The sequence below is a fragment of the Paraburkholderia youngii genome (genome assembly GCF_013366925.1).
Classification (GTDB): domain Bacteria; phylum Pseudomonadota; class Gammaproteobacteria; order Burkholderiales; family Burkholderiaceae; genus Paraburkholderia; species Paraburkholderia youngii.
The window spans coordinates 369,247-394,720 of record NZ_JAALDK010000001.1 but is presented as its reverse complement, the minus strand read 5'-3'; the positions used below and the strand labels follow the sequence as shown (position 1 = coordinate 394,720).

Annotated in this window: 19 protein-coding genes and 1 pseudogene; 3 read left to right on the top strand and 17 right to left on the bottom strand. The window is 62.6% G+C overall.

What is annotated here, in order from left to right; genetic code table 11:
* Window positions 1-34 precede the first annotated feature (34 nt).
* The 3 genes from G5S42_RS01835 to G5S42_RS01825 all read right to left on the bottom strand — a co-directional run bounded on the left by G5S42_RS01835 (window position 35) and on the right by G5S42_RS01825 (window position 1,544).
* A complete protein-coding gene (locus G5S42_RS01835) occupies window positions 35-445 on the bottom strand; it encodes a DUF4148 domain-containing protein (protein ID WP_176105281.1) in 411 nt (136 codons plus the stop codon).
* A 21-nt stretch (window positions 446-466) separates the two neighbouring features.
* Window positions 467-673 (bottom strand): hypothetical protein, encoded by a 207-nt coding sequence (locus G5S42_RS01830; protein WP_176105280.1) that lies wholly within the window; start codon window positions 671-673, stop codon window positions 467-469.
* Window positions 674-1,232: 559 nt separating this feature from the next.
* Window positions 1,233-1,544, bottom strand: coding sequence for a DUF4148 domain-containing protein (locus tag G5S42_RS01825; protein WP_176105279.1), 312 nt, complete (start codon window positions 1,542-1,544; stop codon window positions 1,233-1,235).
* Between the two features lie 598 nt (window positions 1,545-2,142).
* On the opposite strand from G5S42_RS01825, the gene G5S42_RS01820 reads away from it, so the two are divergent.
* Complete coding sequence (locus G5S42_RS01820) at window positions 2,143-6,084, top strand: ATP-binding protein (RefSeq protein WP_176105278.1); 3,942 nt, start codon at window positions 2,143-2,145, stop codon at window positions 6,082-6,084.
* A 21-nt stretch (window positions 6,085-6,105) separates the two neighbouring features.
* On the opposite strand, the gene G5S42_RS01815 is transcribed toward G5S42_RS01820, so the two are convergent.
* Window positions 6,106-6,807 (bottom strand): LuxR C-terminal-related transcriptional regulator, encoded by a 702-nt coding sequence (locus G5S42_RS01815; protein WP_176105277.1) that lies wholly within the window; start codon window positions 6,805-6,807, stop codon window positions 6,106-6,108.
* Between the two features lie 1,119 nt (window positions 6,808-7,926).
* Here G5S42_RS01815 and G5S42_RS44005 point away from each other — a divergent pair.
* Window positions 7,927-8,082 (top strand): annotated as a pseudogene (locus G5S42_RS44005) (integrase); the annotation flags it as partial.
* Between the two features lie 17 nt (window positions 8,083-8,099).
* Here G5S42_RS44005 and G5S42_RS01810 read toward each other — a convergent pair.
* From G5S42_RS01810 to G5S42_RS01795, 4 genes are all read right to left on the bottom strand, one after another.
* Window positions 8,100-8,918 (bottom strand): ankyrin repeat domain-containing protein, encoded by an 819-nt coding sequence (locus G5S42_RS01810; protein ID WP_176105276.1) that lies wholly within the window; start codon window positions 8,916-8,918, stop codon window positions 8,100-8,102.
* 14 nt (window positions 8,919-8,932) lie between these two features.
* Window positions 8,933-10,249, bottom strand: coding sequence for a Tle-like phospholipase domain-containing protein (locus G5S42_RS01805; RefSeq protein WP_176105275.1), 1,317 nt, complete (start codon window positions 10,247-10,249; stop codon window positions 8,933-8,935).
* 259 nt (window positions 10,250-10,508) lie between these two features.
* Window positions 10,509-11,774: a glycosyltransferase family 87 protein gene (locus G5S42_RS01800; RefSeq protein ID WP_176105274.1), complete on the bottom strand. Its 1,266-nt coding sequence runs from the start codon at window positions 11,772-11,774 to the stop codon at window positions 10,509-10,511.
* Between the two features lie 121 nt (window positions 11,775-11,895).
* On the bottom strand, window positions 11,896-13,278 hold the full coding sequence (locus tag G5S42_RS01795; RefSeq protein WP_176105273.1) for an amino acid permease: 1,383 nt from the start codon (window positions 13,276-13,278) through the stop codon (window positions 11,896-11,898).
* Between the two features lie 262 nt (window positions 13,279-13,540).
* Here G5S42_RS01795 and G5S42_RS01790 point away from each other — a divergent pair, with 262 nt between their 5' ends.
* Window positions 13,541-14,374 (top strand): alpha/beta fold hydrolase, encoded by an 834-nt coding sequence (locus G5S42_RS01790; protein ID WP_176105272.1) that lies wholly within the window; start codon window positions 13,541-13,543, stop codon window positions 14,372-14,374.
* Window positions 14,375-14,413: 39 nt separating this feature from the next.
* Here the strand turns inward: G5S42_RS01790 and G5S42_RS01785 are convergent, their stop codons facing one another.
* From G5S42_RS01785 to G5S42_RS01745, 9 genes are all read right to left on the bottom strand, one after another.
* Window positions 14,414-15,247, bottom strand: coding sequence for a M55 family metallopeptidase (locus G5S42_RS01785; RefSeq protein ID WP_176105271.1), 834 nt, complete (start codon window positions 15,245-15,247; stop codon window positions 14,414-14,416).
* On the bottom strand, window positions 15,244-16,359 hold the full coding sequence (locus G5S42_RS01780) for a DmpA family aminopeptidase (RefSeq protein ID WP_176105270.1): 1,116 nt from the start codon (window positions 16,357-16,359) through the stop codon (window positions 15,244-15,246). The genes G5S42_RS01785 and G5S42_RS01780 overlap by 4 nt, the downstream gene beginning before the upstream one ends.
* Window positions 16,356-17,261, bottom strand: coding sequence for a glutathione ABC transporter permease GsiD (gene gsiD / locus G5S42_RS01775; RefSeq protein WP_176105269.1), 906 nt, complete (start codon window positions 17,259-17,261; stop codon window positions 16,356-16,358). Before gsiD ends, G5S42_RS01780 begins: the two co-directional genes overlap by 4 nt.
* A 7-nt stretch (window positions 17,262-17,268) precedes the next feature.
* Window positions 17,269-18,189 (bottom strand): glutathione ABC transporter permease GsiC, encoded by a 921-nt coding sequence (gene gsiC, locus G5S42_RS01770; protein WP_176105268.1) that lies wholly within the window; start codon window positions 18,187-18,189, stop codon window positions 17,269-17,271.
* Window positions 18,190-18,270: 81 nt separating this feature from the next.
* Entirely contained in the window at window positions 18,271-19,833 is a 1,563-nt protein-coding gene (gene gsiB, locus G5S42_RS01765) for a glutathione ABC transporter substrate-binding protein GsiB (RefSeq protein WP_176105267.1), read from the bottom strand.
* A 137-nt stretch (window positions 19,834-19,970) separates the two neighbouring features.
* A complete protein-coding gene (locus tag G5S42_RS01760; RefSeq protein WP_176105266.1) occupies window positions 19,971-21,893 on the bottom strand; it encodes a dipeptide ABC transporter ATP-binding protein in 1,923 nt (640 codons plus the stop codon).
* Window positions 21,894-21,924: 31 nt separating this feature from the next.
* The gene (locus G5S42_RS01755; RefSeq protein WP_176105265.1) at window positions 21,925-22,914 is read right to left on the bottom strand and encodes an isoaspartyl peptidase/L-asparaginase family protein; all 990 of its coding nucleotides are present in this window, start codon (window positions 22,912-22,914) and stop codon (window positions 21,925-21,927) included.
* Window positions 22,911-23,969, bottom strand: a complete 1,059-nt coding sequence (locus G5S42_RS01750) for a MurR/RpiR family transcriptional regulator (protein WP_176105264.1) — start codon at window positions 23,967-23,969, stop codon at window positions 22,911-22,913. Before G5S42_RS01750 ends, G5S42_RS01755 begins: the two co-directional genes overlap by 4 nt.
* Window positions 23,970-24,184: 215 nt before the next feature.
* Window positions 24,185-25,450 carry an MFS transporter gene (locus G5S42_RS01745; RefSeq protein WP_176105263.1) on the bottom strand — a complete coding sequence of 422 codons (1,266 nt, stop codon included), beginning with the start codon at window positions 25,448-25,450 and terminating at the stop codon, window positions 24,185-24,187.
* Window positions 25,451-25,474: the final 24 nt, after the last annotated feature.

Sequence of the window (25,474 nt, the reverse complement as noted above, 5' to 3'; positions counted from 1 at the left end):
ATCGTCGGCGCGGTGTCGGGCGGCCCATCAGCGGTCAATTACCGAAGAAAAGGTTGCAGTAACTTGCGGGACCAATGCACGAAGACGGCGAGGGCTTCGACACATGCTGGGCACTGCCGGAAGCTGAGGTGCCAACGGTCGTGCCGCCAACCTCATTGCTGCCCGCCTGCTGGCTTGCCTGTGCAGTGGCGTTGGTCGTCGCGCCGCCAAGGTCACTGTGGGCCGCCTGCTGGCTGTCCTGTGCAGCGATCTTCGCTTCGGCAGCCTGAATGTCCGCGGGATACTGGGCATCGAGCGCGTTGGCCGGGTTATAGCCATTCTGCTCAAGCTGCAGAATCTCCGCCTTGACCTGCGCGCGCGTGACCGGCTGCTCCGATTGTGCGAAAGACGCGATCGGCGCGACGATCGCGGCCGCAAGCCCTACTGCCTGCCAAAACGACTTCATGATGCACCTCCACACAGTTGTTTATCCGGTACTGCGGCGATGCGGGTGCGCATCGACGATGACCAGAAAGTCAAGAACGTCCTTTATCAGGACAGGCCCCGGCTCGGCGTTACGGACGAAAAGCGGGTCTGGCGGCCAGTCGTGTGCCAGACTGACGTAATTCGCCAGACCGACTCCCAGCAGCACTGCGACGAGTGTGAGCGCAACTACGGGTTTGAACTTGCGCATGCGACCTCCTCACGTAAGCACGGTCACCATTCCCGGCCGTAGCGTGCTTCGGAAACATCTGGTCAGCGTGCCAGTTTTCTCGAAGTGCTGGCTTGGGCGCATCAACCTCCTCGATACATGGGATCGATGGAGTCGCCCCCGGGGACGCGTTTGCCGGACTGCGACGGGGTCGGCAAGCCACCGTTGACGCCGCCATTGTTCTTGTGAACCACGCTGGCGTGGTGCAACGGCATCGTTTTACCGCTTTGCGTTGCTGTCGCTGCGCTGCCGGAGCGACATGGTACGTACGCGCCTGCGAAAGCAGGTGCAGCCAGCGATGCTGAGCATGCGACCAAAAGGTACGCGACAGTTTTCGCAACTGCGTGGTAAGGCGACTTCATCATGGCCCCCTCATAGTGGTCTATCCGGCACTGCGGCAATACGGGTGCCGACAGACGATAGACGGCAGACGATGGCAAAAAATGAACAACGTGCGCCACGAGGACAAATCCCAGAGCGGCGCTAAGGACGAAAACGACCCGCAGCGGCGGTATCGTCACGGCAGGCCGTTCACCACGCGTCATTGACCGTCCGGATTAACCACCATCGGATGTTGGCCAGAACCGGATTGCGACGAGCCGCCCAGCGGCGCCCCATATCCCGACGTATCCTGGCCATTTGCGCGCTGCGCGGCCACGCGCGCTTCGGCAGCCTGAATATCCGCGGGATATTGGGCATCGTTTTTGGCAGCAGGGTTATAGCCATTCTGTTCGAGCTGCAGCAACTCTGCCTTGACCTGGTCACGCGTGACCGGCTGATCCGATTGCGCGAAAGACGCCATCGGCGCGGCGATCGCGCCCGCTAGTGCAACTGCCTGGATAAGCCACTTCATGATGCACCCCCTCATGGTTGTCTATCCGGCACTGCGGCAATACGGGCGCCCGTACGCACTGCGTTTTCCGCGCCGGCCGGTTATGGAGACGTACTCACAATAGGAACTCGACAGGAGAAGAAGGCGGCCCAGTTGTGCAGTCATTAACGCCCTCCTTGTGCAAATTATGTTGCGTTATTTCGCCGTGAAACCGTGTCAGTTGTAATTGCGTCGATAGTTTGATGTTCGGTATTAAATGTTCCTTTGCTGGAGAACAAATGTTCGGTGTCGTTTTACGATTGTTCGGCATGATGCCGTTGTCAGAGTACGGAGCGTGCCCGGTTACGGAAGTAGTTCGACGCGGCATACATGAAGCGACCAATATCGCAACTGGCGAGCCGTGCTTGCTGGTACTGCGGGCGGTTGGAACCACCTGCGTGGATCACGAACATTTGTTCGGCCTAAAACAGCACACTTGTCATCGACTTGCTGGCGGACTGCTAGCACAATAGTCTGTAGCTGCCCCTGATTCCAGCCCGGAGGCCTTATGGCGTCCTGTTCTCGAACATCAAGTGATTCCGACGCGAGCGAAAATGTCAGGGCCAGTACACCAGTGGGCGTGAGTGAAACGATTCAGGAAATCGTGCGCCGCAGGTTCGCTGAATTCAGAAAATTCTTTGTCGGACCGGTTGCCGTTGCAGCACTCAGTGCTGAACAGAATCTCCTCGTCAAACGCAAGTTATTGCAATCGCTGTCCCGCCGGTCGGTATATTGGATCGCGCTTTTGTTGGTCGTCAGCCCGTTCTGGTTCGTAGTTGGAGCCTGGACCAAAACGTCGGATATCTATCCATGGTTCCGTGTCGTCTGGATCATGGGACTCTGGGGGCTGGCCGCTCCTTTCGCAGCATACTTACTGAAAAAAACAGTGATGCTCCCGAAGCACGCCGGCGTCAGCGCGGTCGGGCAGCTGCATTGGGCATGGGCTGCATTGGTCATGCTGACATCGTTCTGGTGGGCTGCGGCCAGCTTTGGGCTAATACCACCCACCTACGTGATCGGCGTCATCGTCCATAGCCACCACTTCAAATTTGCCAGGTATGGCTTCATGGAACTGACTATGATCGGCCAGGCAATTACGTTGCTGCTGCTCGCACCCAGTTTTCGTGCGGCTTTAGGTGCACTGCTGGTCGGCACGATCCCATTCGCATTTGACATGGCACCGGGGTTTTTTATTCACCGGCCGGGAATGTTTGACTGGTATACGGCTCAACTAATTGGCTATTGCGTCGTCGCCTGGTACATCTGCAACGATCAGCAACTCATATGTGTAAAAGAGGTTGTTCTCGAGGAAGCGCGAGCTCAGGCGGTAGCGGCAATGCTGGAAAAGAACCAGTTTATGGCTGCCATAAGCCATGACTTGCGCCAGCCGCTCACCACGCTCGGCCTGAAGTTAGGTTTTATCGAGCGATGCGTTAAATCGACCAGCCTGGCCGTAGACGTCTCAATTGCGCAAAGGCAAGTGGCTGCGATGGAAGGAATGATTAACGGGGCACTGGATATTTGCCGCCTCGAGTCCCGCACCTGGAGTGTGGAAATTCAGGAGGTAGCGCTGACTTCCCTTTTACGCGGCATAGTTGCGGATATGCAGCCGCTGGCTGAGGCGAAGGGGCTGAGGTTAAGACTCCATAGTCGCCCCTATCTGGTCCGCACCGATCGGCATGCGTTGGACAGGATCGTGCGGAATATGGTGACCAATGCGGTCCGTTACACGCCTTCCGGGCAGGGAGGAAAGAACGGACATGTTCTGTTGAGTTGCCAGAGGCGTGGCACCTGCGTAAGGATAAGTGTCTGGGACAACGGGATCGGTATCCCGGAAGGTAGACAGGCGGATATCTTCAAAAGCTATGTACAGGTCGACAATCCCGAAAGGAATCGCGATAAAGGGTTCGGACTGGGTCTGGCCATTGTCCAGGGGCTCGCGAACCTTCTTGGTCACAGACTGGATGTGAACTCGGCACCCGGGCGGGGATCGCGTTTTTCCGTGATGGTCCCCTTCGTGGAACGCATACCGCCGGAGTTGCTCGGCGAGGTTCAAACGGTTGAAGACGGCGAAGCGGACCTGACCGATATGGTCGTGGCGATCATCGAAGACAACAGCGACCTGAGAATCGAAATATCGATGCGCCTGATCGAGCATGGCTGCTACGTCGTGGCGGGGGAATCATCATCCGACGTCATCGAACAGTTGCGCATTGAAGCGCTGGCAAGTGGTCCTCACTTCATCCTCTCAGACTACCGGCTGGAAAACGAGGACGGTATTGCTGCGATTCTGGCGGTCCGCGCGGCTACCGACGCTTCGATCCCGGCAATCCTGTGGTCGGGGGACACCTCGTCAGCCGTGCTCAAAAAAGTCGCCGCCAGCGGCATGAAGCTTTTGTCGAAACCGGTTTCCGAACAGACCTTATTGACCTTACTTGCAGAATATAAGCCAAAAAAATTGACCGATGACGGGAGAAAGAGAGGGCAGGCAAACACGAAGCCAGCACAACGGAGCGAAGCCGCACCTGATTGCCGGCCTGTTATGGCTTCCTGTACTCGAACACCACGTGATTCTGACGCGAGCGAAACGCCGCCCCGGCCCAGAACATCACGATTAGTGGATGAAAAGGCCCACTCAACCGGGCGCCGCAGATTCGCTGATTTTGTGAATCTTTTTGTGGGACCTGTTGCAGCACTCAGTGCTGAGCAGAATCTCTACGTCAAACGCGAGTTATTGCAATCGCTGTCTCGGCGAGCGCTATGTTGGACCGCGCTGGTCTCGGTCGGAGCCTCGCTGCTGTGCGTGTATGGCTCGTGGATCAAAACGTCGGATAGCTATCTTTGGTTCCGCGTCGTCTGGCCCCTGGGACTGTGGGGGGTGGCGACTCCCATGGCAGCATACTTACTGAAAAGGACCATGGCGCTCCCGAAGCACGCCGGCGTCAGCGCGGTCGAGCAGCTAGATTGGGCATGGGCTGCATTGGTCACGCTGACATCGTTCTGGTGGGCAGCGGGTAGCTTTGGGCTAACCCCACCCGATTTCATCTCGCCGCAAGCTCGCTACGTCAAATTGGCCAGTTCTGGCTTCCTTGAGTACACGCTAATCAGCCATACATTTACCTTGCTGCTGCTCGCCCCCAGTCTTCGCGCGAATTTGGGTTCATTCGTGCTCGGCGCTATCCCGTTCGGATTTAGCCTTGGCCCCCCCCTGTTTATTCACCGGCCATTTATGCTGGTCTTTTATACGGCTCAACTAGTTGGCTATTGTTTACTCGCGTTTTTTGTTTTTTACAATGAGAAACACGCATATGTCAAAGAGATTATTCTCGATGAGGCGCGAGAGCGGGCTGAAACTGCGAAGGAGGAGAAGAGCCTGCTTGTCGCTGCGATAAGTCATGACTTGCGCCAGCCGCTCACCACGCTCGGCCTGAAGTTAAGTTTCATTGAGCGGAGCATTGAAGCAACCAGGATGGTCGATGACGTCTCGATGGCGCAAAGGCAGGTGGATACGATGGAAGGGATGATTAACGGGGCACTGGATATCTGCCGCCTCGAGTCCGGCACCTGGAGTGTGGAAATTCAGGAGGTAGCGCTGACTTCCCTTTTACGCGGCATAGTTGCGGATATGCAGCCGCTGGCTGAGGCGAAGGGGCTGAGGTTAAGACTCCATAGTCGCCCCTATCTGGTCCGCACCGATCGGCATGCGTTGGACAGGATCGTGCGGAATATGGTGACCAATGCGGTCCGTTACACGCCTTCCGGGCAGGGAGGAAAGAACGGACATGTTCTGTTGAGTTGCCAGAGGCGTGGCACCTGCGTAAGGATAAGTGTCTGGGACAACGGGATCGGTATCCCTGAAGATAGACAGGCGGATATCTTCAAAAGCTATGTACAGGTCGACAATCCCGAGAGGAATCGCGATAAAGGGTTCGGACTGGGTCTGGCCATTGTCCAGGGGCTCGCGAACCTTCTTGGTCACAGACTGGATGTGAACTCGGCACCCGGGCGGGGATCGCGTTTTTCCGTGACGGTCCCCTTCGTGGAACGCATACCGCCGGAGTTGCTCGGCGAGGTTCAAACGGTTGAAGACGGCGAAGCGGACCTGACCGATATGGTCGTGGCGATCATCGAAGACAACAGCGACCTGAGAATCGAAATATCGATGCGCCTGATCGAGCATGGCTGCTACGTCGTGGCGGGGGAATCATCATCCGACGTCATCGAACAGTTGCGCATTGAAGCGCTGGCAAGTGGTCCTCACTTCATCCTCTCAGACTACCGGCTGGAAAACGAGGACGGTATTGCTGCGATTCTGGCGGTCCGCGCGGCTACCGACGCTTCGATCCCGGCGATCCTGTGGTCGGGGGACACCTCGTCAGCCGTGCTCAAAAAAGTCGCCGCCAGCGGCATGAAGCTTTTGTCGAAACCGGTTTCCGAACAGACCTTATTGACCTTACTTGCAAAACATAAGCCTCAGGAAAATCGGCCGAAGGCGGGTCCTAGTGTTCGCAGCGCAACATAAATCGCGGTATAGCAGAGATCTTCATGACGGTCCCTTGTCTGGCCCGCTTCCACCGCCCAACTCGGCATTGACTCTAAGTGCCGCTTCTACGCGGTTTCTGACTCGAAGTTTGTCGTAGATAACACAGGATACCTGTCTGACATGTCCTTCGGTGACGTTAAGCTCTCTAGCGATCTGTTTCCCCGAGAGGCCACGTGCAATGCAACGCCCCACGTCCCACTCTCGAGGAGAAAGCCCAAGATGGTGCTCATTCCGGCTAGCTGAGGGCGCTTGTGTCGAGCGGGCAAAGCGGAGCAGGACTTCTTCCGGAATCCAGAGTTCACCTCCCAGGATCCTGCTCAGTCCAATGAACATTTTTTTGTGCGCGCCTCCTTTCAACAGGATTCCCCGAGCGGCGTAGTCACGCATGCACATGCGCAAAATTTCAACTTCCTGATCGTTCCCGGGAGTGAGTCCTGTGCAGACGACCACGGGAACTTTAGATGGATTTCCCGCCTGGAAATGCTCAAGTGTCGCGGCGCCACGGTTCTCATCATCCAGATTAAGATCCAGGAATACCAGATCGGGGGAAGGTGTCTTGTTGACTTCTTCAAGCGCGCGGGCAAGCGTAAAGACGGGCGTGACATCGATTGGGGTTGCGCTCAGCTCCGAAGCGTGTGTTTGTAAATATTCGGAAAGAGCGACGCAAAGAAGTTCGTGGTCATCGACCCACAGGATTTTCATGGTCGCTTCTCCTCTTCGGACATCCGAGAAAAGCAATCGATCGCCGCTACGTTTGTCCCCAGCACCACTCTGACAGCGTAGCCAGCGTTGCGGAGCAACGGTCTCTACCCCGCAGGATGTGCCATGTTCGCGCCGTGCGCCGCGGCGGAATTTCACGCGCTTCTCCCTTGGGGGAAAATCGGCGCAGGTAAGTCGTATTGCGCTGCTCGACCTGGGACGTGCATCCCTGCAAGGAAAATGCTATTGATTTTACAGCGTCCGCGATCGCGAATGACATCATCGCAAAGCGCCCAAGGGTGAAACGGTCTTGCGAAGTATAGGCTCGCGAAACTATGCCAGCGATGTTGCTTTGCACCATTCTTGCCTTTGGCGTGTCAGTACTGACTTGGGGAGCGTCATGCTGCCTGAGCAACCGAGGCTGGCCGGTGTGGTTGGGACTGCCGCGACGTACCGCTAACCGCCAAGATCAACGCTTTTCGCCTCGTCTGAGCGTGTGCCTCAAGCCTCGTGGGCCATTTCACATGAGCGGTTATTCGCGGTTGACCACACATCCGCTTGACAGTGAGCTGACGGTAAAGCGAACGGGTTCGAGCGGTGGAAAAGTCCAAAAGCAGCTGTGGACGGCGTGGGCGGACGTCCCGCTAGACTTCGACAAGCGACTTTTAAACCGTGGGCGCTGGGAGACGGCTTAGGGTCGAACTCGGCCGACTCCAGTATGCCTCGTTCGCCGATAAGCTTTCGCTCGCTCTTTCTGGCGAGCACCCACGCCCGGTGGTATTTCTGGTGGTATCTGCACAGGCAAAATTCCGCAAACGTGCTCCAGCAAGGCGATAGCAGGAATTTTTCGATTCCGGCCCCGGCACCAAACACTCTTCAACCGGTTTCAACGGTTCCCCACGAAGCCCCGACAGCCAGCGCTGACCGGGGTTTTTGTTTGCTATGGTCTCCAAGGGTTCATCAGCGATTGCAACCCCCTTCAGGGGGTCGTTTGGCACGTTGCCAAGATCCATAACACGAAACCGGGCGAAAGACTGCAGAAGCAGTACGGCGGCGGCCTGCTGCTCGTCACGCCAACGAGCAGCGAGCAATGCATTTTCAAGCACCGTTTTGCCGGAAAGCTACGGGTTCCCAGGCGCATGCGATATCAAGCGCCCGATGAGTGAAGCGGCTACCAATGCCGCGCTTCGGCGACTTGGCTACGATGCGCGCACGGAGATAACCGGCCGCCGCTTCCGGGCGATGGCGCGCACGATCCTGCATGAAGAACTGGAAGAGCCCTTTCCGTTTCTGCCTCAAGGCAGCGGAAGCTTGCTGTCATCGAGCCGGCGCGGAGGATTGGCTCCCCAACGTGCTCTTATCTGTTCCGGAGTCTCGGGAGGCCATTTCACGCCCATCCTGATGATGCGATCCCGGATTTCGACCAGCTTCCTGTAGGCCGGTGAATCAGGCGCGAAGGTATTAATGTCGTCCCAGATCCCTAATGGGAATGACTCGCCGTTAATGTTGTAGGTGTTGGGATTCGCCCCATGATCCAGCAAGTAGTCAATCTGATCTAGCGCGCGATTTGCCAGCGCCTCATACAGCACTGAATTACGCAACGAATCGCGCCGGTTCACATCTGCGCCACGCTCCACCAGCAGTTCGAGTGAGCCAGATGTCGACTCTTTTGCAACAAAGAAAATGATGGGTCTGCGGCCCTCGATCATGGTGTTGGGATCAACCCCGCCGTCCAGCATCGCGCTCAGGAATTCCGGGTGCGAGCTGTTGAGCACGACTCCGAGGGGACTACCAAAATCCGGTACGGTCTGCAAAGGATCGGCCCCGGCCCTCGCCACCTCCGACGCAACCGCAAGCCGATGCGGGTCGCGCTGCAACGCCTCCTGAAACGCAAAAAACAGCATCGTCATGTTCTTGCGCCCGGGCGTGTTCAGGTCCGTCTTCGGAGCCAGTCGCCGGACCTGCTGCATGTCAGCTCGCTCGATGGCCTGCGCCAGTTCGAGTTGCGGGCCGCTAAAAAAATCAGTGGCGGGAAATTTTTTCATTGCATGAACCACAGGGAATATCGCCAGTAACAGCACCGGCACGATAAGGATTCGGCTGAGTGCTTTCATCGCTTTCAGCCTCGCTATGACAGTGTTTCAAGTACGGTGATGTCCTCCGCCTTCTGCTGCTCGATGCCGTCTATTGCCTGCGTGATGAAGTGCCGCGACACGGGCGAGCCGCTGCCGGGAAGGAGATAGGGAGTACCGGCTGCACCGGGCAGCGGCGTCCACGTCTGTGCGACGGTCAGAATGTCGCCGTTCACATGGTAGGCATTGATGTTCGATGGCGTGACCTGGCCGCCGTAGTGTTCGACCGTCTTCGGGTGCAGGCCGGCGGCGTTGAAGCTCCAGCAGTCCTTGCCGCTGGCCAAAGAAGCGGCAGAACACAGACCGCCACCTAGCGAGTGTCCGGCAATATCAATTGGCGCCTGTGTGCGGCGCATCTTCCATCCAATATCTACGGCACGCTCATAGTAAGGCGATTTCCAATCCACGCTCTGGTTAAAGTTGTTCGACCAGTCGCTCAGGCTCGTCATTTCGGTTCCCTTGAACGCGAGTGTGGGCTTCATCTCTCCGCCAAAGACATCAGGATCGGGTTCATATAGCTGCGCCCGGAAATTTGAACCTTCTATTTTCAGATCAAGCGGATCAAGTCGATATTGATCCAGAAATCCCGTATCCCCGCTGCGGTTCGCCCACCCTTCGGGCACCGGACTGGACGGCTCGTAGACATGATCGGAGAGTCTGGCCTTCTCCACCGCGACATTGTTGCGCGCGAGCCGTTCAGCCGCTGCCCGCGCGCGCCCTGACATGGCCGCATTGCCCGTCGCAATCAGCGCCTTGCGCGTCTGCCACCGCTGCGCCTTGGTCAGTGCCTGTGGTATCTCGATGTGTGGCGATGTCGCCCTGGCTGCGCGCGCAGCGGCTAACTGGGCTTGCCAGGTGGCCGGATCATACTCGACGGACCGAATGGGTTCGCCGTCCGGATGAGTGCCGGTCCTCGCTACGGGATTCCTTAGCGGAATGCTGCGGTAAGGTGACGGAAACAGGCCATTACGCGGACCTCTAATGGCAAGCAGTTTGCCCCGGCGAACCTCTTCGAGAAGAGCCACGATAACCCACCAGCCATCGGTGTCAGGGTTGCGGTGCCGCGCGCTATGGAAAAACAGCCAGCCACTCTTCTGGATCCGCCTGACAAGCTTCCGGTCCTCCTCCCACTTCCTGTGATTCAGTGCGGCAATCTCAAGAAATTCCCGGGTCTCCGCCCTGGCCCTCTGACGGTCTGCGGCCTTTCCAAGGCACGCCTTATAGTGCCGCTCGTCACAGATGACAAAACAGGCACCTGGTGGCCGCTGGCAGAACAACTCCACGGAGTGCATCTCAAATACGGACAGGGACATAGGTGTGTCGTTGGTCTATCTGAAGTCGCTGCCGGGGTTGGCAGCATTCAGATAATTACCGTGCGACAGGCAGTCCGTACATGGGCGACCGCCCAAAATGTCCGCCTTCCGAAGAAACAGAAAAGCCCCCGCAAGAACATGGAGGCTCTCCGCGCCCGCAGGCTCACGAACTTTGCATCCTGCTCCGCGAGCAGTTCTCTGATTCCCATTGCACCTTCATGCAAAGCCCTTATGAGGAGCCGCGCCACACCAGGATCGTTCATCCAGGCTGGTAAGCCCGCTCTCGCCATCCCACCTCTGACGGTGGAAAGTATCTTGCAACACAGAGTCCGTAAATGACGAGCGCCGCGACCGTGTACGACACAAACCGAGCCGCAAAGAACAGCAAGACCACGACGACCGCGACCAGCAGCATCTCCAGTCTCGGACCGAGCGCCGACAACTGCACGTCGCGCGCTTCGAATGCGGTGCCCAGCAGAATCAGCAACGGGATCAACGCGAGCACCATGTGGATCGGCTCGAGGATCGGATAAGCCACGAGCATCGTCATCGAGGCGAGCGCGTAGTCGATGCGGCTGTCCCGATGGCGGCGAAACACCAGATACGCGGACAGCAGGCAGACAGCCAGCACCAACGCATGCGAGACAATCGACAGCAACGTACCGGACATCGGCATGCCGAGCATCGCCGATAGCGTCTGCAACGCGCCCCGCACGGCGTTGTTCATCGGCGCGCCGCCACCGCTCATCGCCAGTGCCATGCCGTTCAGGCGCGGCATGTCCGACACGAAGTAGTGCCACAGAACGTCGAAGCCGAGCCGCGCTCCGGTAATCAGCGTCAAGGCAATCGCAACGACGCTCGCCATCACGAACGTCCGCCATTCTCGGCGCAGCAACAGCAGACCGGCGACGGCGAGAGGCGTGAGCTTGATCGCGATCGCGAAGCCCAGAAAGAGCCCAGCGGCATAGCGTTTGCCACGCTCGATCAGCGCGAAGGTCGCAACCAGTAGGAAGAACAGCAGTTCGTTGGACTGGCCGTCGTAGGTATCTTCGACGAGCGGAAAGCTCAACAGCGCGACCGCCACCAGCAGCAGGCTAACGCTGCGCTCCGCGCCGCGGTACGCCATCGTGACGACGAGATACAAAGCCAGCGCGAACAACACGATCGACGCACTCACCCAGACGATTTTCGCGGCGAGCGGCGTCAGCAGCGCGAGCGGCGCAAACACCAGCGCGAACTGCGGCGGGTAGGCGTAGAAGATGTCGTCGCCCGTCGAGCGCGCGCCGATGCCCTGCAAGAACGCGATCAGCGCGTCGTGATCGTACAGGCGCGCCGGGTCGTGCAGCACGACGTTGAATGCGTACAGGTAGAAATTGAAATCGCCGAAGGCGTCGGGGACGTCGCCACGAAACTTCGCGACGACGTGCAGGATGCGCAGCGCGAGGCAGGCTACCGCAATCAGCAGAAGGAGCGCGGCACCCGCGCCGAAGTTCGACCTGGTCCGTACCGCGCCTGCGTTGAACATGGTGTCTCTCCGCGCCGGCTTCGTGCCGGACGACCGGACAGAGATTACCGGTTCGCAAAAATCGATCTGTGCGCTCGCCCACACGGGATCGACCTATGTGGGGAACTTCGCCGCGTGAAGATCAGCTCGCAATCCCCACGCTAGCGCGAGTCGCCTCGCGGCGCCGCTTGATCACGTAGCCGCCCCACATCAGCACGAGCCATGCCGGTACCAGCCAAACCGAGACCGACAAGCCCGGCGTCAGCGCCAGAATCACGAGGATCAGCGCCATGAACGCGAGGCAGATCCAGTTGCTGAGCGGAAACCAGAACGAGCGGAACACCAGCGTCTCGCCCGCGGCCACCATCGCCTTGCGCGACTTCAGATGCGTGAGGCTGATCAGCGCCCAGTTCAGCACCAGCGCCGCGACCACCAGCGACATCAGCAGACCGAGCGCTTCGGCCGGGATCACGTAGTTGATGATCACGCATGCGAACGTCGCGAGCGCGGACAGACCGATCGCCAGATACGGCACGCCGCGCCGGTCGACCTTCAGCAGCGCGCGCGGCGCGTTGCCCTGCTCGGCGAGACCGTACAGCATGCGGCTATTCGCGTAGACGCCGCTGTTGTACACCGACAGCGCCGCGGTCAGCACGACCACGTTCAGCACGTTGGCGGTCAGCGACGAGCCCATCTGCGAGAAGATCATCACGAACGGGCTGCCGCCCGCCGCCACCTCGTTCCACGGATACAGCGACAGCAGCACCGCGAGCGAGCAGATATAGAAAATCAGGATCCGCAGAATCACCTGGTTCACGGCCTTCGGGATGCTCTTCTGCGGTTCGGCGGCCTCGGCCGCCGTAATGCCGATCAGTTCCAGCCCGCCGAACGAGAAAATGATCACCGCTAGCATCATGAACAGGCCGTGAAAGCCGTGCGGGAAAAAGCCGCCGTGACTCCACAGGTTCGCGACCGTCGCCTGAGGGCCGCCGTGACCGCTGATCAGCAGATAGCCGCCGAACACGATCATGCCGATCACCGCCGCGACCTTGATGATCGCGAACCAGAACTCGGTTTCGCCGTAGGCCTTCACGTTGGCGAGATTGATCGCGTTGATGATCGCGAAGCACACCAGCGCCGACAGCCATGTCGGCACGCCCGGCCACCAGTAATGCACGTAGGTGCCGACCGCGGTCAGCTCGGCCATGCTGACGAGCACATAGAGCACCCAGTAGTTCCAGCCCGACAGGAAGCCCGGGAAATCGCCCCAGTACTTGTATGCGAAGTGGCTGAACGAGCCGGCGACCGGCTCCTGCGCGACCATCTCGCCGAGCTGGCGCATGATCATGAACGCGATGACGCCGCCGATCGCGTAGCCAAGGATCATCGACGGACCCGCGGCCTGCAGCACGCTGGCGGAGCCGAGAAAGAGGCCGGTGCCGATCGCGCCACCCAGCGCGATCAACTGGATGTGACGATTCTTGAGCCCGCGCTTCAGGCCCTCTTGCTGCTTTGCACTATTCATTACGCCCTGCTGTGTGGAGATCGCTGCGTGTGGCCGCTGCGTGTAGAGCGCCGTCGAAGGCAGCGCTGTGGCCGATTGCACGGCCGGACAGCACGTGTCCGGTCCGGCAAAACCGATAATTTTACCCGACCGATATTCCTCTGACGTCCGTAGCCGCCCGCCTTCGTTGTGCGCCGCACTTAAGCGCGCGGATTGTGATTGTCACGGGGATGGCACGCGAGTATGTTGCCGGAGTCCACTTTTCAAGCTGCGGAGCTTCAACATGTTGCCCAAACGTCTGCTTTGCGCCGCTGCGTTGTGTCTCTGTTTCGCGGGCGTCGGTACGCCCGCGCTTGCGCAAACGGGGGCGGCCCCCGCTACCGCCAGCACGCCGCCTGCCGCCGCGCTCGGCGGCCCGGTGCGCAACATCGTGCTCGTGCATGGCGCGTTCGTCGACGGCTCGAGCTGGAACGGCGTGGTCGCGAAGCTGCAGCAAAAGGGTTATCACGTGAGCTCGGTGCAGAACCCGCTGACGTCGCTCGCCGACGACGTTGCCGCGACCCGCCGTGTGCTCGATCGCGAGAACGGCCCGGTGCTGCTGGTCGGACATTCGTGGGGCGGCGTCGTGATCACCGAGGTCGCCGCCAATGCGCCGAACGTCGCCGGGCTCGTGTATGTTGCCGCGCTTGCGCCGCAACTGCACGAATCGGCGATGGACGTGATGAAGGCCGGCGGGCCGATGCCGGCCGGCCAGAGCATCAGCAAGGACGCGAACGGTTTTTTGTGGCTCGACCGCGCGCGCTATCACGCCGACCTCGCCGCCGACGTGCCCGAGACCGTCACCCGGGTGCTTGCCGCCGCGCAGGTACCGATCGCCGCGAGCGCATTCGACGAACCGGTCGATCAGGTCGGCTGGAAAGACAAACCATCGTGGTACGTGCTGACGACGAAAGACCGCGCGGTGTCGCCCGATTTGCAGAAAATGATCGCCGGGCGCATCGGCGCGAAGGTGGTGCCGGTCGCGTCGAGCCACCTCGCGCCGGTGTCGCACGCCGGGGCGGTGGCCGAGGCGATCGATCATGCGGCGCGCGAGTTGAGCCGGCAGCAGCAGCAGTAGGCCACCGCAATAAGCTGTCAGCGGCCGGCGTGCCGCGGCTCAGCGCAACATGAACGACATCGCCGACAGACAGTTCAGCATCCGCACCGCATGCTCGGCCGACGCCGCACTGAAACGCAACGTCACGCCATCGACACGCGTGAGCGTCGGCCATTGGCAGAACAGATCGGCAAGCCCGCTCGTTTGCACGCGCAGTTCGCAGTCGATTGCTTGCGGCTCACCACGCGTCGCGGCAGGCGCGCGGCCCGCTTCGATATGCTGACGGACCACGTCGCGCGCGGCAGCCCTCAGCGCCTCGCGCACGCTCGCGGGCGACTGCGTGACGCCGCTGGCCTGACCGGTCGCGGTCTTTGTGACGACGAAACGCGCGCCTGGAAAACGCGGCGCGGTTTCCTCGGCGAACACGTCGTCACCCGACAAAAGCGCGACACGTGCGCCATATTCTTCAGCGAGCGCGCCGTACAGCCCCGCTTCGCCTAGCTCCACGCCATTGAACGCGACGCGCGCGAACGCGAAGCTGTTGATCGTGTGCGCGAGAATGCCGCGCGTTTGCGCCTTCGCGTGATAGCCGATCATGAAGACGAGAGCCGCGCCGTATTCGAGCCCGGCCATCATGCCGAGCGTGCGCGGCTTGCCGAGCACGACCTGCGCGCGCGGATCGAGCAGATCGGGCAGCAGGTTGCGAAAGCCGCCGTGCGAATCGTTGACCCACACGTCGGTCGCGCCGCCCGCGAACGCGCCTTCGATGGCGGCATTGGCTTCGAGCGTCATCCAGCGTCGCGCGGCTTCGTATTCGCCGTTGCCCGCGCGCGTCTGCTCGGCATGAAACACGCCGGCGATGCCTTCGATGTCGGTGGAGATCAGGACTTTCATCGCGCGGAATTCCTCAGCAGTTGGGCAAGATCGGGCACGCTGTCGCGCAGCGACAGCCGCCGATGGCCGTCGCGGCCGGTGACGGATTCGGCGCTCCACAACGCATCGACGATCGCCTGTTCGACGCTGTCGGCGCACGCGCGAAACAGCGGGTCCATACAATGATCGGCGACGAGCGGCGGCAGCGCGACGAAGTCCGCGCCGTGCGGCACCGTGTACGCGGTCGAAAACGCCAGCGCGATATCGCCGCTGCCGTGGCCGTACACCGAGCCGGTACGCGCGAGACCCGCCGCCGCGCGCAACGACAGGCGTTTCAATTGGCGCGCGTCGAGCGGCGCATCGGTCGCGACGATCATGATGATCGAGCCTTGCTCGCGTTTGTCGGAGGTTGCGCTGGCAGCAGCATTAGCAGCATTTGCCGCCTCGGCCGCAGCCGCGCGTTCGGCCAGCACGGGGCCGAGCGGCGTGCCGTCGATCGTCAGCATCGGCAGACGGCCGAAGTTGGCCAGCACGAGCGCACCGAAGGTGTAGTCACGGCCCGCCGCACTGACCACCCTTGACGCAGTGCCGATGCCGCCCTTCAGATCGAAGCACGACATGCCGCGCCCCGCGCCGACCGCACCGCTCGCGACATCGGTACTCGCGGCATCGAACGCTTCGTTGAAATGCTGTTCGGTCACGGCGAGCGCCTGAATATCGTTCAGGTAGCCGTCGTTGCATTCGAACACTAGCGGATTGACGGTCGACCATTCGCGGCCGATGCGCGGATTCGCGCGAATCGCCGCGCGGATCTGCGCCTGCGCGACCGTACCGACGCCGAATGTGTTGGTCAGCGCGATCGGCGTCTCCAGCGCGCCGAGTTCGTCGAGTTGCACGAGCCCGACGCTCTTGCCGAAGCCGTTGATCACCGACGCGGCGGCCGGCACCTTGTCGACGAACGGATCGCCGCGGTGCGGTCGGATCACGGTGACGCCGGTTTGCAACGCGCCTTCGGCAAGCGTGCAATGACCGACGCTGACGCCGTCCACGTCGGCGATCGTGCCGAGCGCTCCGGCCGGCAACGTGCCGATATGCGGCGCACGCTCAGCCGAGTGATGGATATTCGTGCTCATGGCCGATCCAGCTTCGGGTCAAGCGCATCGCGCAGACCGTCGCCGAGCAGGTTGAACGCGAGCACGGTCAGAAAAATAGCGAGGCTCGGAAACAGCGCGATATGCGGCGCGGTCACCATATCGGCGCGCGCTTCGTTGAGCATCGCGCCCCACTCGGGCGTCGGCGGCTGCGCGCCCAGGCCGAGGAACGACAGGCTCGCCGCCGTGATGATCGACGTGCCGATGCGCATCGTCAGATACACGACGACCGATGAAATCGTGCCCGGCAGAATATGCCGCACGATGATGGTCCAGTCCGACGCGCCGATGCTGCGCGCCGCTTCGATGTAGGTGAGCTGTTTGAGCATCAGCGTATTGCCGCGCACGAGCCGCGCGAACGCCGGGATGCTGAAGATCGCCACCGCGCTGATCACGTTGATCATGCCGTTGCCGAGAATCGCGACCACGCCGATCGCGAGCAGAATGCCGGGGAACGCGAACAGCACATCGGCCACGCGCATCGTGATGCGATCCCACCAGCCCTCGTAGTACCCGGCAAGCAGACCGAAGAACGTGCCGATCACCGCGCCGATCGCAACGGACAGAAAGCCCGCTTCGAGCGAAATGCGCGAACCGACGAGGATGCGGCTGAAAATATCGCGGCCCAGCGAATCGACGCCGAACCAGTGCGCGGGCGACGGCCCCGCGTTCAGCGCGTCGTAGTCGAAGAAATTCTCGGGGTCGTACGGCACGATATGCGGCGCGATGATCGCGATCACGATCAAGAGCAGCACGAACACGCCGGCGGCCAGCGCGACATGCTGCTTGCGGAACTTGCGCCAGAACTCGCTCCACGGCGTGCGGATCGCGCGTTCGGCGAGCGCGGGATTGGCCGCGTTCGGCCCGGTGGCAGTGGTGCTCATGCGGGCCTCACTTGAAACGAATGGTCGGGTTGATCACCGCGTACATCACGTCGACGATCAGGTTGATGATGATGAATTCGAGCGAGAACAACAGCACCTCGGCCTGGATGATCGGATAGTCGCGCATCGACACCGCATCGATCAGCAGGCGCCCGAGGCCCGGCCAATTGAACACCACTTCGACGACGATCGAGCCGCCCAGCAGAAAGCCGAACTGCAGGCCCATCATTGTGACGACGGGAATCAGCGCGTTGCGCAGGCAGTGCTTGACGATCACGAGCCGCTCGGGTACGCCCTTCGCGCGCGCGGTGCGCACGAAGTCCTCGTGCAGCACCTCGACGAACGAGGCCCGCGTGAAGCGCGCCATCACGGCCGCGACCGCCGCGCCGAGCGTCAGTGACGGCAGCACGTAGCTGCGCCACGAACCGTCGCCGACGATCGGCAGCCAGCCGAGTTGCACCGAGAAAATTTCCATCAGCAGCATGCCGAGCGCGAACGCCGGAAACGAAATGCCCGATACCGCGAGCGTCATGCCCAGCCGATCCGGCCAGCGATTGCGCCACACCGCCGAGGCGATGCCGATCGCCATGCCGATCACGACCGCCCACACCATGCTCGCGATCGTCAGCCACAGCGTCGGGAAGAAGCGTTCCGCGATCTCCTGGCTCACCGGCCGCTTGCTGCGCGTCGAAACACCGAAGTCGCCGTGCGCCATCCGCCAGAAGAAGCGGACGAACTGCTGTGGCATCGGCTTGTCGAGGCCGAGGTCGGCGCGCACCAGCGCGACGGTCGCTTCGTCCGCTTCGGGACCGGCGGCGAGCCGCGCCGGATCGCCCGGCAGCAGATGCACGAACAGGAACACCAGCACGGCGACGATGAAGAGCGTCGGCAGCAGGCCCAGCAGACGTTTGACGAGGAAGTTCAGCATGAAACCAGTCCGGCAAATGAGCGGCGAATGAGCGGCAAACGAGGCGGGCCACGACGAAACGTGTGCCGCCTCGTCCGCTCATCACTTGATCGCGATCTCGTCGAAGTTGAACGAGCCGTCCGGCGCGACGTAAGCGCCCGACAGACGCTTGCTGCGCGCATACACGACCTTCTCCTTGACGAGGAAGATCCACGGCGCGTCGGCCCAGATGCGCTTCTGCGCGTCGGCGTACAGCGCGGCCTTCTGCGCGCGGTCGGTGGTTTCGAGTGCCTGCTTCAGATCGTTGTCCACCGCGTCGCTCTTGTAGTACGACGTGTTGACCATCTTCGGCGGCATCGAGTAACCCGCCAGCAGCGGGCTGATCGCCCAGTCCGCCTCGCCAGTCGACGACGACCAGCCCGCGTAGTACATGCGCACCGGCGCGGTCGCCGGGTCCTGCGCGCTTTCGACCTTGGCGACGCGCTGCCCCGCTTCGAGCGCCTCGACGCTCGCCTTGATGCCGACCTGCGCAAGCTGCTGCTGCACGAACTGGATCACCTTCTGCGCGGTCGAGTAGTTGTACGCGGACCACAGCGTCGTTTCGAAACCGTTCGGATAGCCCGCTTCCTTCAGCAGTGCGCGCGCCTTCGCCGGATCGTACGGCCACGGACCGAGCTTGACCGCGTAGTCGACGCCTTCCGGCACCACGCCGTCGGCCGGCGTCGCGTAACCGGCGAACGCGACCTTGGTCAGCGCTTCCTTGTTGACCGCGTAGTTCAGCGCCTCACGCACCTTCGGGTTGTCGAACGGCTTCTGGTTCATGTTCATGCTGATGTAGCGCTCGATGATCGACGGCGCCGCGATCAGATCGACCTTCGGACTCGACTGCAGTTGCGCGGCCTGCTCGAAGGGCACCTGGAACGCGAAGTCAGCCTCGCCGGTGCGCATCAGCGCGGCGCGCGTGTTGTTGTCGACGACCGGCTTCCAGTCGATCGCGTCGATCTTCGGATAGCCCTTCTTCCAGTAGCCGCCGAACTTCTTCACGGTCAGGTCGCCGGCCGGGTCCCACTTCACGAGTTCGAACGGACCCGTGCCGACCGGATGAAACGCGATGTCCTTGCCGTACTTCTTGAGTGCATCCGGCGAGATCATCACCGCCGACGGATGCGCGAGCACGTTGACGAATGCCGAGAACGGCGCCTTCAGTGTGACGCGCACCGTGTACGGATCGACCACTTCCGTCTTCTCGATGCGGCTGAACATGTTGTAGCGCTTCAGCTTGTTGGCCGGATCGGTCACGCGATCGAAGTTCGCCTTCACGGCGGCCGCATTGAAGTCGGTGCCGTCCTGGAACTTCACGCCGTGGCGCAGCTTGATCGTATAGACGCGCGCGTCGGGGCTCGCCTCATAGCTGTCGGCCAGCACGTTGATGAGCTTCATGTCCTTGTCGAAGCCGAACAGCCCCTGGTAGAACGACTTCGCGACCGCCTGCGACAGCGTGTCGTTCGCGTCGTACGGATCGAGCGTCGTGAAGGTCGACGCAACGGCCATCACGGCCGTGGTTTCGGCGTGCGCCAGATTGCCCGCAAGCATCGCGAACACCACCGCGCCGCCGCTGACGAGCGCGCGCAAACGAAACGGAGAGGACGGGAACAGCAGGTTCATGAGATTGCTCCAGGCTGCGAGTTAATGGTGTGACGGGGTCTTTATGGTTGGCTCGTGCTTCAGTTGGTTTGTGCCGCGGTTGCCGGTGCTGCGGTTTTGCTCCAGCTCTTTCTGCTTCAACGCGATGCGGCGCTTCCTCAATACGCGCCGCCGATGCGATGCTGTGCGACGAAGTGATCCGGTCCCACCGCGACGAGCGGCGCGACCACCGGCCCGTCGTGCAGCGCGCGGATCGGGCTCGGAATATCGTCGGCGGCAAGCAGGCGTTTCGCGTGACGGCGCGCGGGATCGGCGACCGGCACCGCGCTCATCAGCTTCTTCGTGTACGGATGCTGCGGCGCCTCGAACACCGCGCGACGCGGACCGATCTCGACGATCTGGCCGAGATACATCACCGCGACGCGATGACTGACGCGCTCGACCACGGCCATGTCGTGCGAAATGAACAGATATGCGACGCCGAGTTCGCGCTGCAGATCGAGCATCAGATTGACGATCTGCGCCTGCACCGAGACGTCGAGCGCGGACACCGATTCGTCGGCGATCACGACTTTCGGATTCAACGCGAGCGCGCGGGCAATCGCGATACGCTGACGCTGCCCGCCCGAAAACTCATGCGGATAGCGACGCGCGGCCTCGGCCGGCAAGCCGACTTTCTCGAGCAGCCACGCGACGCGCGCCTGCGCTTCGGCACCCTGCGCGACGCCGTGCACGAGCAGCGGCTCCATGATCGAGAAGCCGATGGTCAAGCGCGGATTCAACGACGCGAACGGGTCCTGGAAAATAAACTGGATATCGCGGCGCAGCGCCTGCAACGCGGGCCCGCTCAGCGAGCTGATTTCCTTGCCAGCGAATTCGATCGAGCCGCTCTGACTTTCGACGAGCCGCAGCAGCGAGCGGCCCGTGGTCGACTTGCCGCAGCCCGACTCGCCGACCAGCGCGAGCGTTTCGCCGGGCCGCAAATCGAAGCTGACTTTTTCGACCGCATGCACGCGGCCCGTCATGCGGCCGAACAGGCCGCTGCGAACCGGAAAGCGCGTGACCAGATCGCGCACGCGCAGAATCGGCGGCGTGTCGTCGCGCACCGGCGGCTGCGCTTCTTCGGCGACGGCGGCGGCTGGCTGCACCGCGGCATCGGCGCCGTTCGCGCCGGCCTGCTCGACGGTCAGGATCGGGAAGCGCGCCGGCCGATCGGTGCCGTGCATCGAGCCGAGCCGAGGCACCGCCGCGAGCAGCGCCTTCGTGTACGGATGCGACGGCGCGGCGAACAGCGCGTCCGATGCGCCTTCCTCCACCTTCTCGCCGCGATACATCACGAGGACCCGGTCGGCCACTTCGGCGACCACGCCCATGTCGTGCGTGATGAAGATCACGCCCATGTTCATCTCATCCTGCAAGCCGCGGATCAGTTGCAGGATCTGCGCTTGGATCGTCACGTCGAGCGCGGTGGTCGGCTCGTCGGCGATCAAGAGCGCGGGCTTGCACGACAATGCCATCGCGATCATCACGCGCTGGCGCATGCCGCCCGACAGCTGATGCGGGTAGCGCGCGGCGACGCGCCTCGCCTCCGGAATCCGCACGAGTTCGAGCAGACGCAAGGTTTCGGCGCGCGCGGCCTCGCGGCTCTTGCCCTGGTGCAGCGCGGTCGCCTCGCTGATCTGGTCGCCGACCGTGAAGACCGGATTGAGCGAGGTCATCGGCTCCTGGAAGATCATCGCGATGTCGGCGCCGCGCACCGTGCGCATCGTGCCGGAAGACGTCTTCGCGAGATCGAGCACACTGCCGTCGCGCCGCCGGAACGCGATGCTGCCGCCGGCAAGTCGTCCGCCGCCGTGCTCGATCAGCCGCATCAGCGCCAGCGACGTGACCGACTTCCCGGAGCCCGATTCGCCGACGATCGCGAGCGTCTCGCCGCGCTCGACCGTAAAGGACAGATTGCGGACCGCGTTGAATATTGAGTCGCCGCGGCGGAATGCGACCGTCAGATCCTCGACCGCGAGCACGCGCTGCGGCGGCAGGGTTTCGATGAGCGGGCTGGCGGTGTGCGAGGGAGTCGGCACGGTGATTCCTTTGCTTTGAATTCGAACGCGGTTAGCGATAGATCGCCGTCACCGGCGCTTCGCCCAACCGCGCGAAACCGCGGTACATGCCTTCGGTGTTGAACGGCAGCGTGACGTTGCCATGCACGTCGACGGCGACGAGTCCGCCGCGTCCGTCGATCTTCGGCAAGCGGTTCATCACGACGTCGTGCGCGGCCTGTTCGAGCGACACCTGGCGATAGGCCATCTGCGCGGCGACGTCGTAGGCGGCGACCATGCGCATGAACATTTCGCCGGAGCCGGTGGTCGATACCGCGCAGGTCGCGTCGTCGGCATAGCAGCCGGCGCCGATCAGCGGCGTGTCGCCGATACGGCCCACCTGCTTGTTGGTCACGCCGCCCGTCGAGGTCGCGGCGGCGAGATGCCCGTGACGGTCGAGCGCGACCGCGCCGACGGTGCCGAATTTGCGGTTCGGATCGATCGGCTCGTGCGGCATCGGGTCGCCGTTGCCCGAAGCCGCGGACGCGAGCGTCGCGGCGTCGTGATCGAGCATCGGACGCTGCTGCTCGCGCGCGAGCTGCCATTGGCGATAGCGCGCGTCGGTACCGAAGTAGCTGTTATCGACGAACTCGAGCCCCTGCGCGGCCGCGAACGCTTCCGCGCCTTCGCCGGTGAACAGCACGTGGTCGCTGCGCTCGAGCACGCGGCGCGCGGCGAGAACCGGATTGCGCACGCGCTTCACGCAGCAGATCGCGCCCGCGTCGAGCGTGCGGCCGTCCATGATCGCGGCGTCGAGCTCGTGCGTGCCGGCCGCCGTGTAGACCGCGCCGTGACCCGCGTTGAAAAGCGCGCAGTCTTCAAGCAGCCGCACCGCTTCACTGACCGCGTCGAGCGCGCTTCCGCCGTCGGCGAGCACGCGCTGGCCGGCGCTCAGCACCGCGTTGAGCGCCGCGTGATATTCGGTTTCGGCGCTGGCCGACATCGACGTGCGCAGGATCGTCCCTGCCCCGCCGTGAATGGCAATGACTGCGTTGGAGTTCATCGTTTGGATTGTGGAGTGCGGTTGGTTCGGGGAGTGCGGACCGCCGGGATGGCTTTTGCTTCGGTATCCGTTGCTTCGATGCCCTTGGACTGGCTGTCGTCGGCCTTTGCGCGCGCGGCTTTGCTCGCGGCGCGCGCCGGTTCCGGCGCGGCGCCGGCCGCGCCGGACTGCGGATCGAACAGCCACGGCAGCACGAACTCGCTGACCTCGGCGGCCGCCTTGACCGAGCGTTGCGCGCGATACGCGACCGCGTCGCACAACGCCTCGATGACCGCGAGCACGGCCGAATCGGCATTCGACGCGAGACGCCGGTCGGTGCGGACATACAGCGCCAGGTCCGCGAACCGCACGAGCGGCGAGCGCGGACCGTCGGTGAGCGCAAGCACGCGCGCACCGCGTTCGGACGCGCGGCGCGCAAGCTCGATCGTGTCTTCGACATAGCGCGGAAACGCGATGCCGATCACGAGATCGCCTGCACCGGAACGCACGAGGTGCCGCGCCGCATGCGACGGCCCGCCGCTCAGCGCAAGCGAATGCACGTTGTCGTGATAGGGCAGCAGCCCGTGCTCCATCAGGCTCGCGAGAAACGCGCTGGCGCCGAAGCCGATCACGAAGACGCGGCGCGCGGCGATGATCGCATCGACGGCGGCGTCGGCGGTCGCGCGATCGATCGAGGTACGCGTTGCGTGCAGATTGTTGGCGGCGTGCTCGAGCGACGCGTCGATCAGGTCGTCACCGGCCGCGAGCGTTTCCTGCGCGCTGCGCAACCGCTCGACCGGCGCGAGCGTCGCCTCGAAGCCACGCACGAGCGCCTCGCGAAACTGCGGATAACCGTCGAAGCCAAGCGCGCGCGCAAAACGATTCGCGCTCGCCACCGACGCGCCGACCACGCTCGCGAGTTCGTCGATACGCATCGTCGCCGCGCGGAACAGATTGGCGAGCACGTACTCGCCCATGCGCTGGTGGATCGGCGTGAGCGTCGGCATCGCGGCGCTGATGCGCGCGGCAATGGCCTGCTCGGCGGGGTTCGACACAGCGGACGGGTGATGGATCATGCGTGCGGACAGGCGCGGTTGGGCTAGGGGGACTCGATGAAAACATATTTACATGAAACCCGCGCCGAAAAAAATTCATTTTCATACTTTGAGGGTTTTCACCGACCAAAGCCCTTCGGACAAGGGTATCCAGCATCCCCGATATGCTGCGCCCCGATGAAAATGAATTTTCATCGGGGCGCCTGGAAGGCTTCAGCGCGCGCTTGGCGCCGCGCTCAGCACGCCGCCGCGCTCTGTTCGGGAATGTCGGTCAGCCGCGCCACCGGCGACATCACGATGATCAACGCCTGCACGAGAAACGCAAACGCCGCCGCAACCAGACACACGTCGATGCTCCAGCGCGCGCTGAGCGCAGCGCCCAGCAGCGCGCCCACCGGCCGCGCGCCATAGGTCGCCGTGCTGATCAGCGCGGACACGCGGCCGATCATTCGTTCGGGCGTGATCGCCTGACGCAGCGTGGTCGAGGCGACGACCCACAGAATCGGTCCCACGCCGAGCAGGAAGAAACTCGCGAGAGCGAGCCAAAAGGATGGCGCGACGAGCGTCGCGACCATCGCGAGCGACGCGAGCAGCCCGCACGACGGCCCGATGATCAGCAGACGGCCGAACGCCACACGCCGCGCGACCGCGGGCGCCGCGAGCGCACCGCACACCATGCCGACGCCGTACGCGCCGAGCGTCACGCCGACCGCCGACGCGTCGAGCCCGAGCCGATGCACCGCGTACGGCACATAGACCGCCTGCAGGATGAAGAAGCCGAGGTTGAAGAACACGGCGGTCAACAGGATCGGCAGCAGCAGCGGATCACGCAGCACGAAGCGGGTGCCGTCGCGCAGCTCCAGCATGAAGTGCCGCCGCGGCGCGGCCGCGCGCGGCGGCTCGCACAATCCCGCCAGCAACGCGACCGCGAGCGCCGACAAACCCGCCGCGGCGCCATACGCCCAGCCCGCGCCGATCCAGCCGACCAGCACGCCGCCCAGCGCCGGCCCCGCCGAATACGCGACGCTGCGCGCGAGTTCGAGCCGGCCGTTCGCGCTCGCATAGGCTTCGCGCGGCACGATCGACGGCACCAGCGAAGGCGCCGCGACGTTGTAGGCAACCGTGCCCGTCGCCGCGACGAAGCCGAGCGCGGCGAGCAGCGGCAGGTTCAGCGCATGTGTGAGCACCAGCAGCAGCACGCACAGCATCGCGCAGACCCGCACGCTCTCGGCGAGCGTCATCAGCACGCGGCGCGAGCGGCGGTCGGCCCAGACGCCGAGCGGCATCGACAGCAACAGGAAGGGCAGCGTCTGCGCGGTTTGCAGCAGACCGGTATCGCGCGCGTTCGCGCCGAGCGCGAACACCGCGACGAGCGGCGCGGCGGCGAGGCTGATCTGCTCGGCCGATTGCGCGCACAGGTTCGACCAGGCGAGGCGCTGGAAGGCGCGGGGCAGCCGTTGCGCGTTGGACGGCGAAGACGACGAAGACGTGGTGGCGGACATCGATGCACTCCCGAGATGTGACGT

What these genes read in the sequence shown, in the direction of transcription:
- G5S42_RS01835 (WP_176105281.1), bottom strand. Translation starts at nt 445, where the DNA reads ATGAAGTCGTTTTGGCAGGCAGTAGGGCTTGCGGCCGCGATCGTCGCG.
- G5S42_RS01830 (WP_176105280.1), bottom strand. Translation starts at nt 673, where the DNA reads ATGCGCAAGTTCAAACCCGTAGTTGCGCTCACACTCGTCGCAGTGCTG.
- G5S42_RS01825 (WP_176105279.1), bottom strand. Translation starts at nt 1,544, where the DNA reads ATGAAGTGGCTTATCCAGGCAGTTGCACTAGCGGGCGCGATCGCCGCG.
- G5S42_RS01815 (WP_176105277.1), bottom strand. Translation starts at nt 6,807, where the DNA reads ATGAAAATCCTGTGGGTCGATGACCACGAACTTCTTTGCGTCGCTCTT.
- G5S42_RS01810 (WP_176105276.1), bottom strand. Translation starts at nt 8,918, where the DNA reads ATGAAAGCACTCAGCCGAATCCTTATCGTGCCGGTGCTGTTACTGGCG.
- G5S42_RS01805 (WP_176105275.1), bottom strand. Translation starts at nt 10,249, where the DNA reads ATGTCCCTGTCCGTATTTGAGATGCACTCCGTGGAGTTGTTCTGCCAG.
- G5S42_RS01800 (WP_176105274.1), bottom strand. Translation starts at nt 11,774, where the DNA reads ATGTTCAACGCAGGCGCGGTACGGACCAGGTCGAACTTCGGCGCGGGT.
- G5S42_RS01795 (WP_176105273.1), bottom strand. Translation starts at nt 13,278, where the DNA reads ATGAATAGTGCAAAGCAGCAAGAGGGCCTGAAGCGCGGGCTCAAGAAT.
- G5S42_RS01790 (WP_176105272.1), top strand. Translation starts at nt 13,541, where the DNA reads ATGTTGCCCAAACGTCTGCTTTGCGCCGCTGCGTTGTGTCTCTGTTTC.
- G5S42_RS01785 (WP_176105271.1), bottom strand. Translation starts at nt 15,247, where the DNA reads ATGAAAGTCCTGATCTCCACCGACATCGAAGGCATCGCCGGCGTGTTT.
- G5S42_RS01780 (WP_176105270.1), bottom strand. Translation starts at nt 16,359, where the DNA reads ATGAGCACGAATATCCATCACTCGGCTGAGCGTGCGCCGCATATCGGC.
- gsiD (WP_176105269.1), bottom strand. Translation starts at nt 17,261, where the DNA reads ATGAGCACCACTGCCACCGGGCCGAACGCGGCCAATCCCGCGCTCGCC.
- gsiC (WP_176105268.1), bottom strand. Translation starts at nt 18,189, where the DNA reads ATGCTGAACTTCCTCGTCAAACGTCTGCTGGGCCTGCTGCCGACGCTC.
- gsiB (WP_176105267.1), bottom strand. Translation starts at nt 19,833, where the DNA reads ATGAACCTGCTGTTCCCGTCCTCTCCGTTTCGTTTGCGCGCGCTCGTC.
- G5S42_RS01755 (WP_176105265.1), bottom strand. Translation starts at nt 22,914, where the DNA reads ATGAACTCCAACGCAGTCATTGCCATTCACGGCGGGGCAGGGACGATC.
- G5S42_RS01750 (WP_176105264.1), bottom strand. Translation starts at nt 23,969, where the DNA reads ATGATCCATCACCCGTCCGCTGTGTCGAACCCCGCCGAGCAGGCCATT.
- G5S42_RS01745 (WP_176105263.1), bottom strand. Translation starts at nt 25,450, where the DNA reads ATGTCCGCCACCACGTCTTCGTCGTCTTCGCCGTCCAACGCGCAACGG.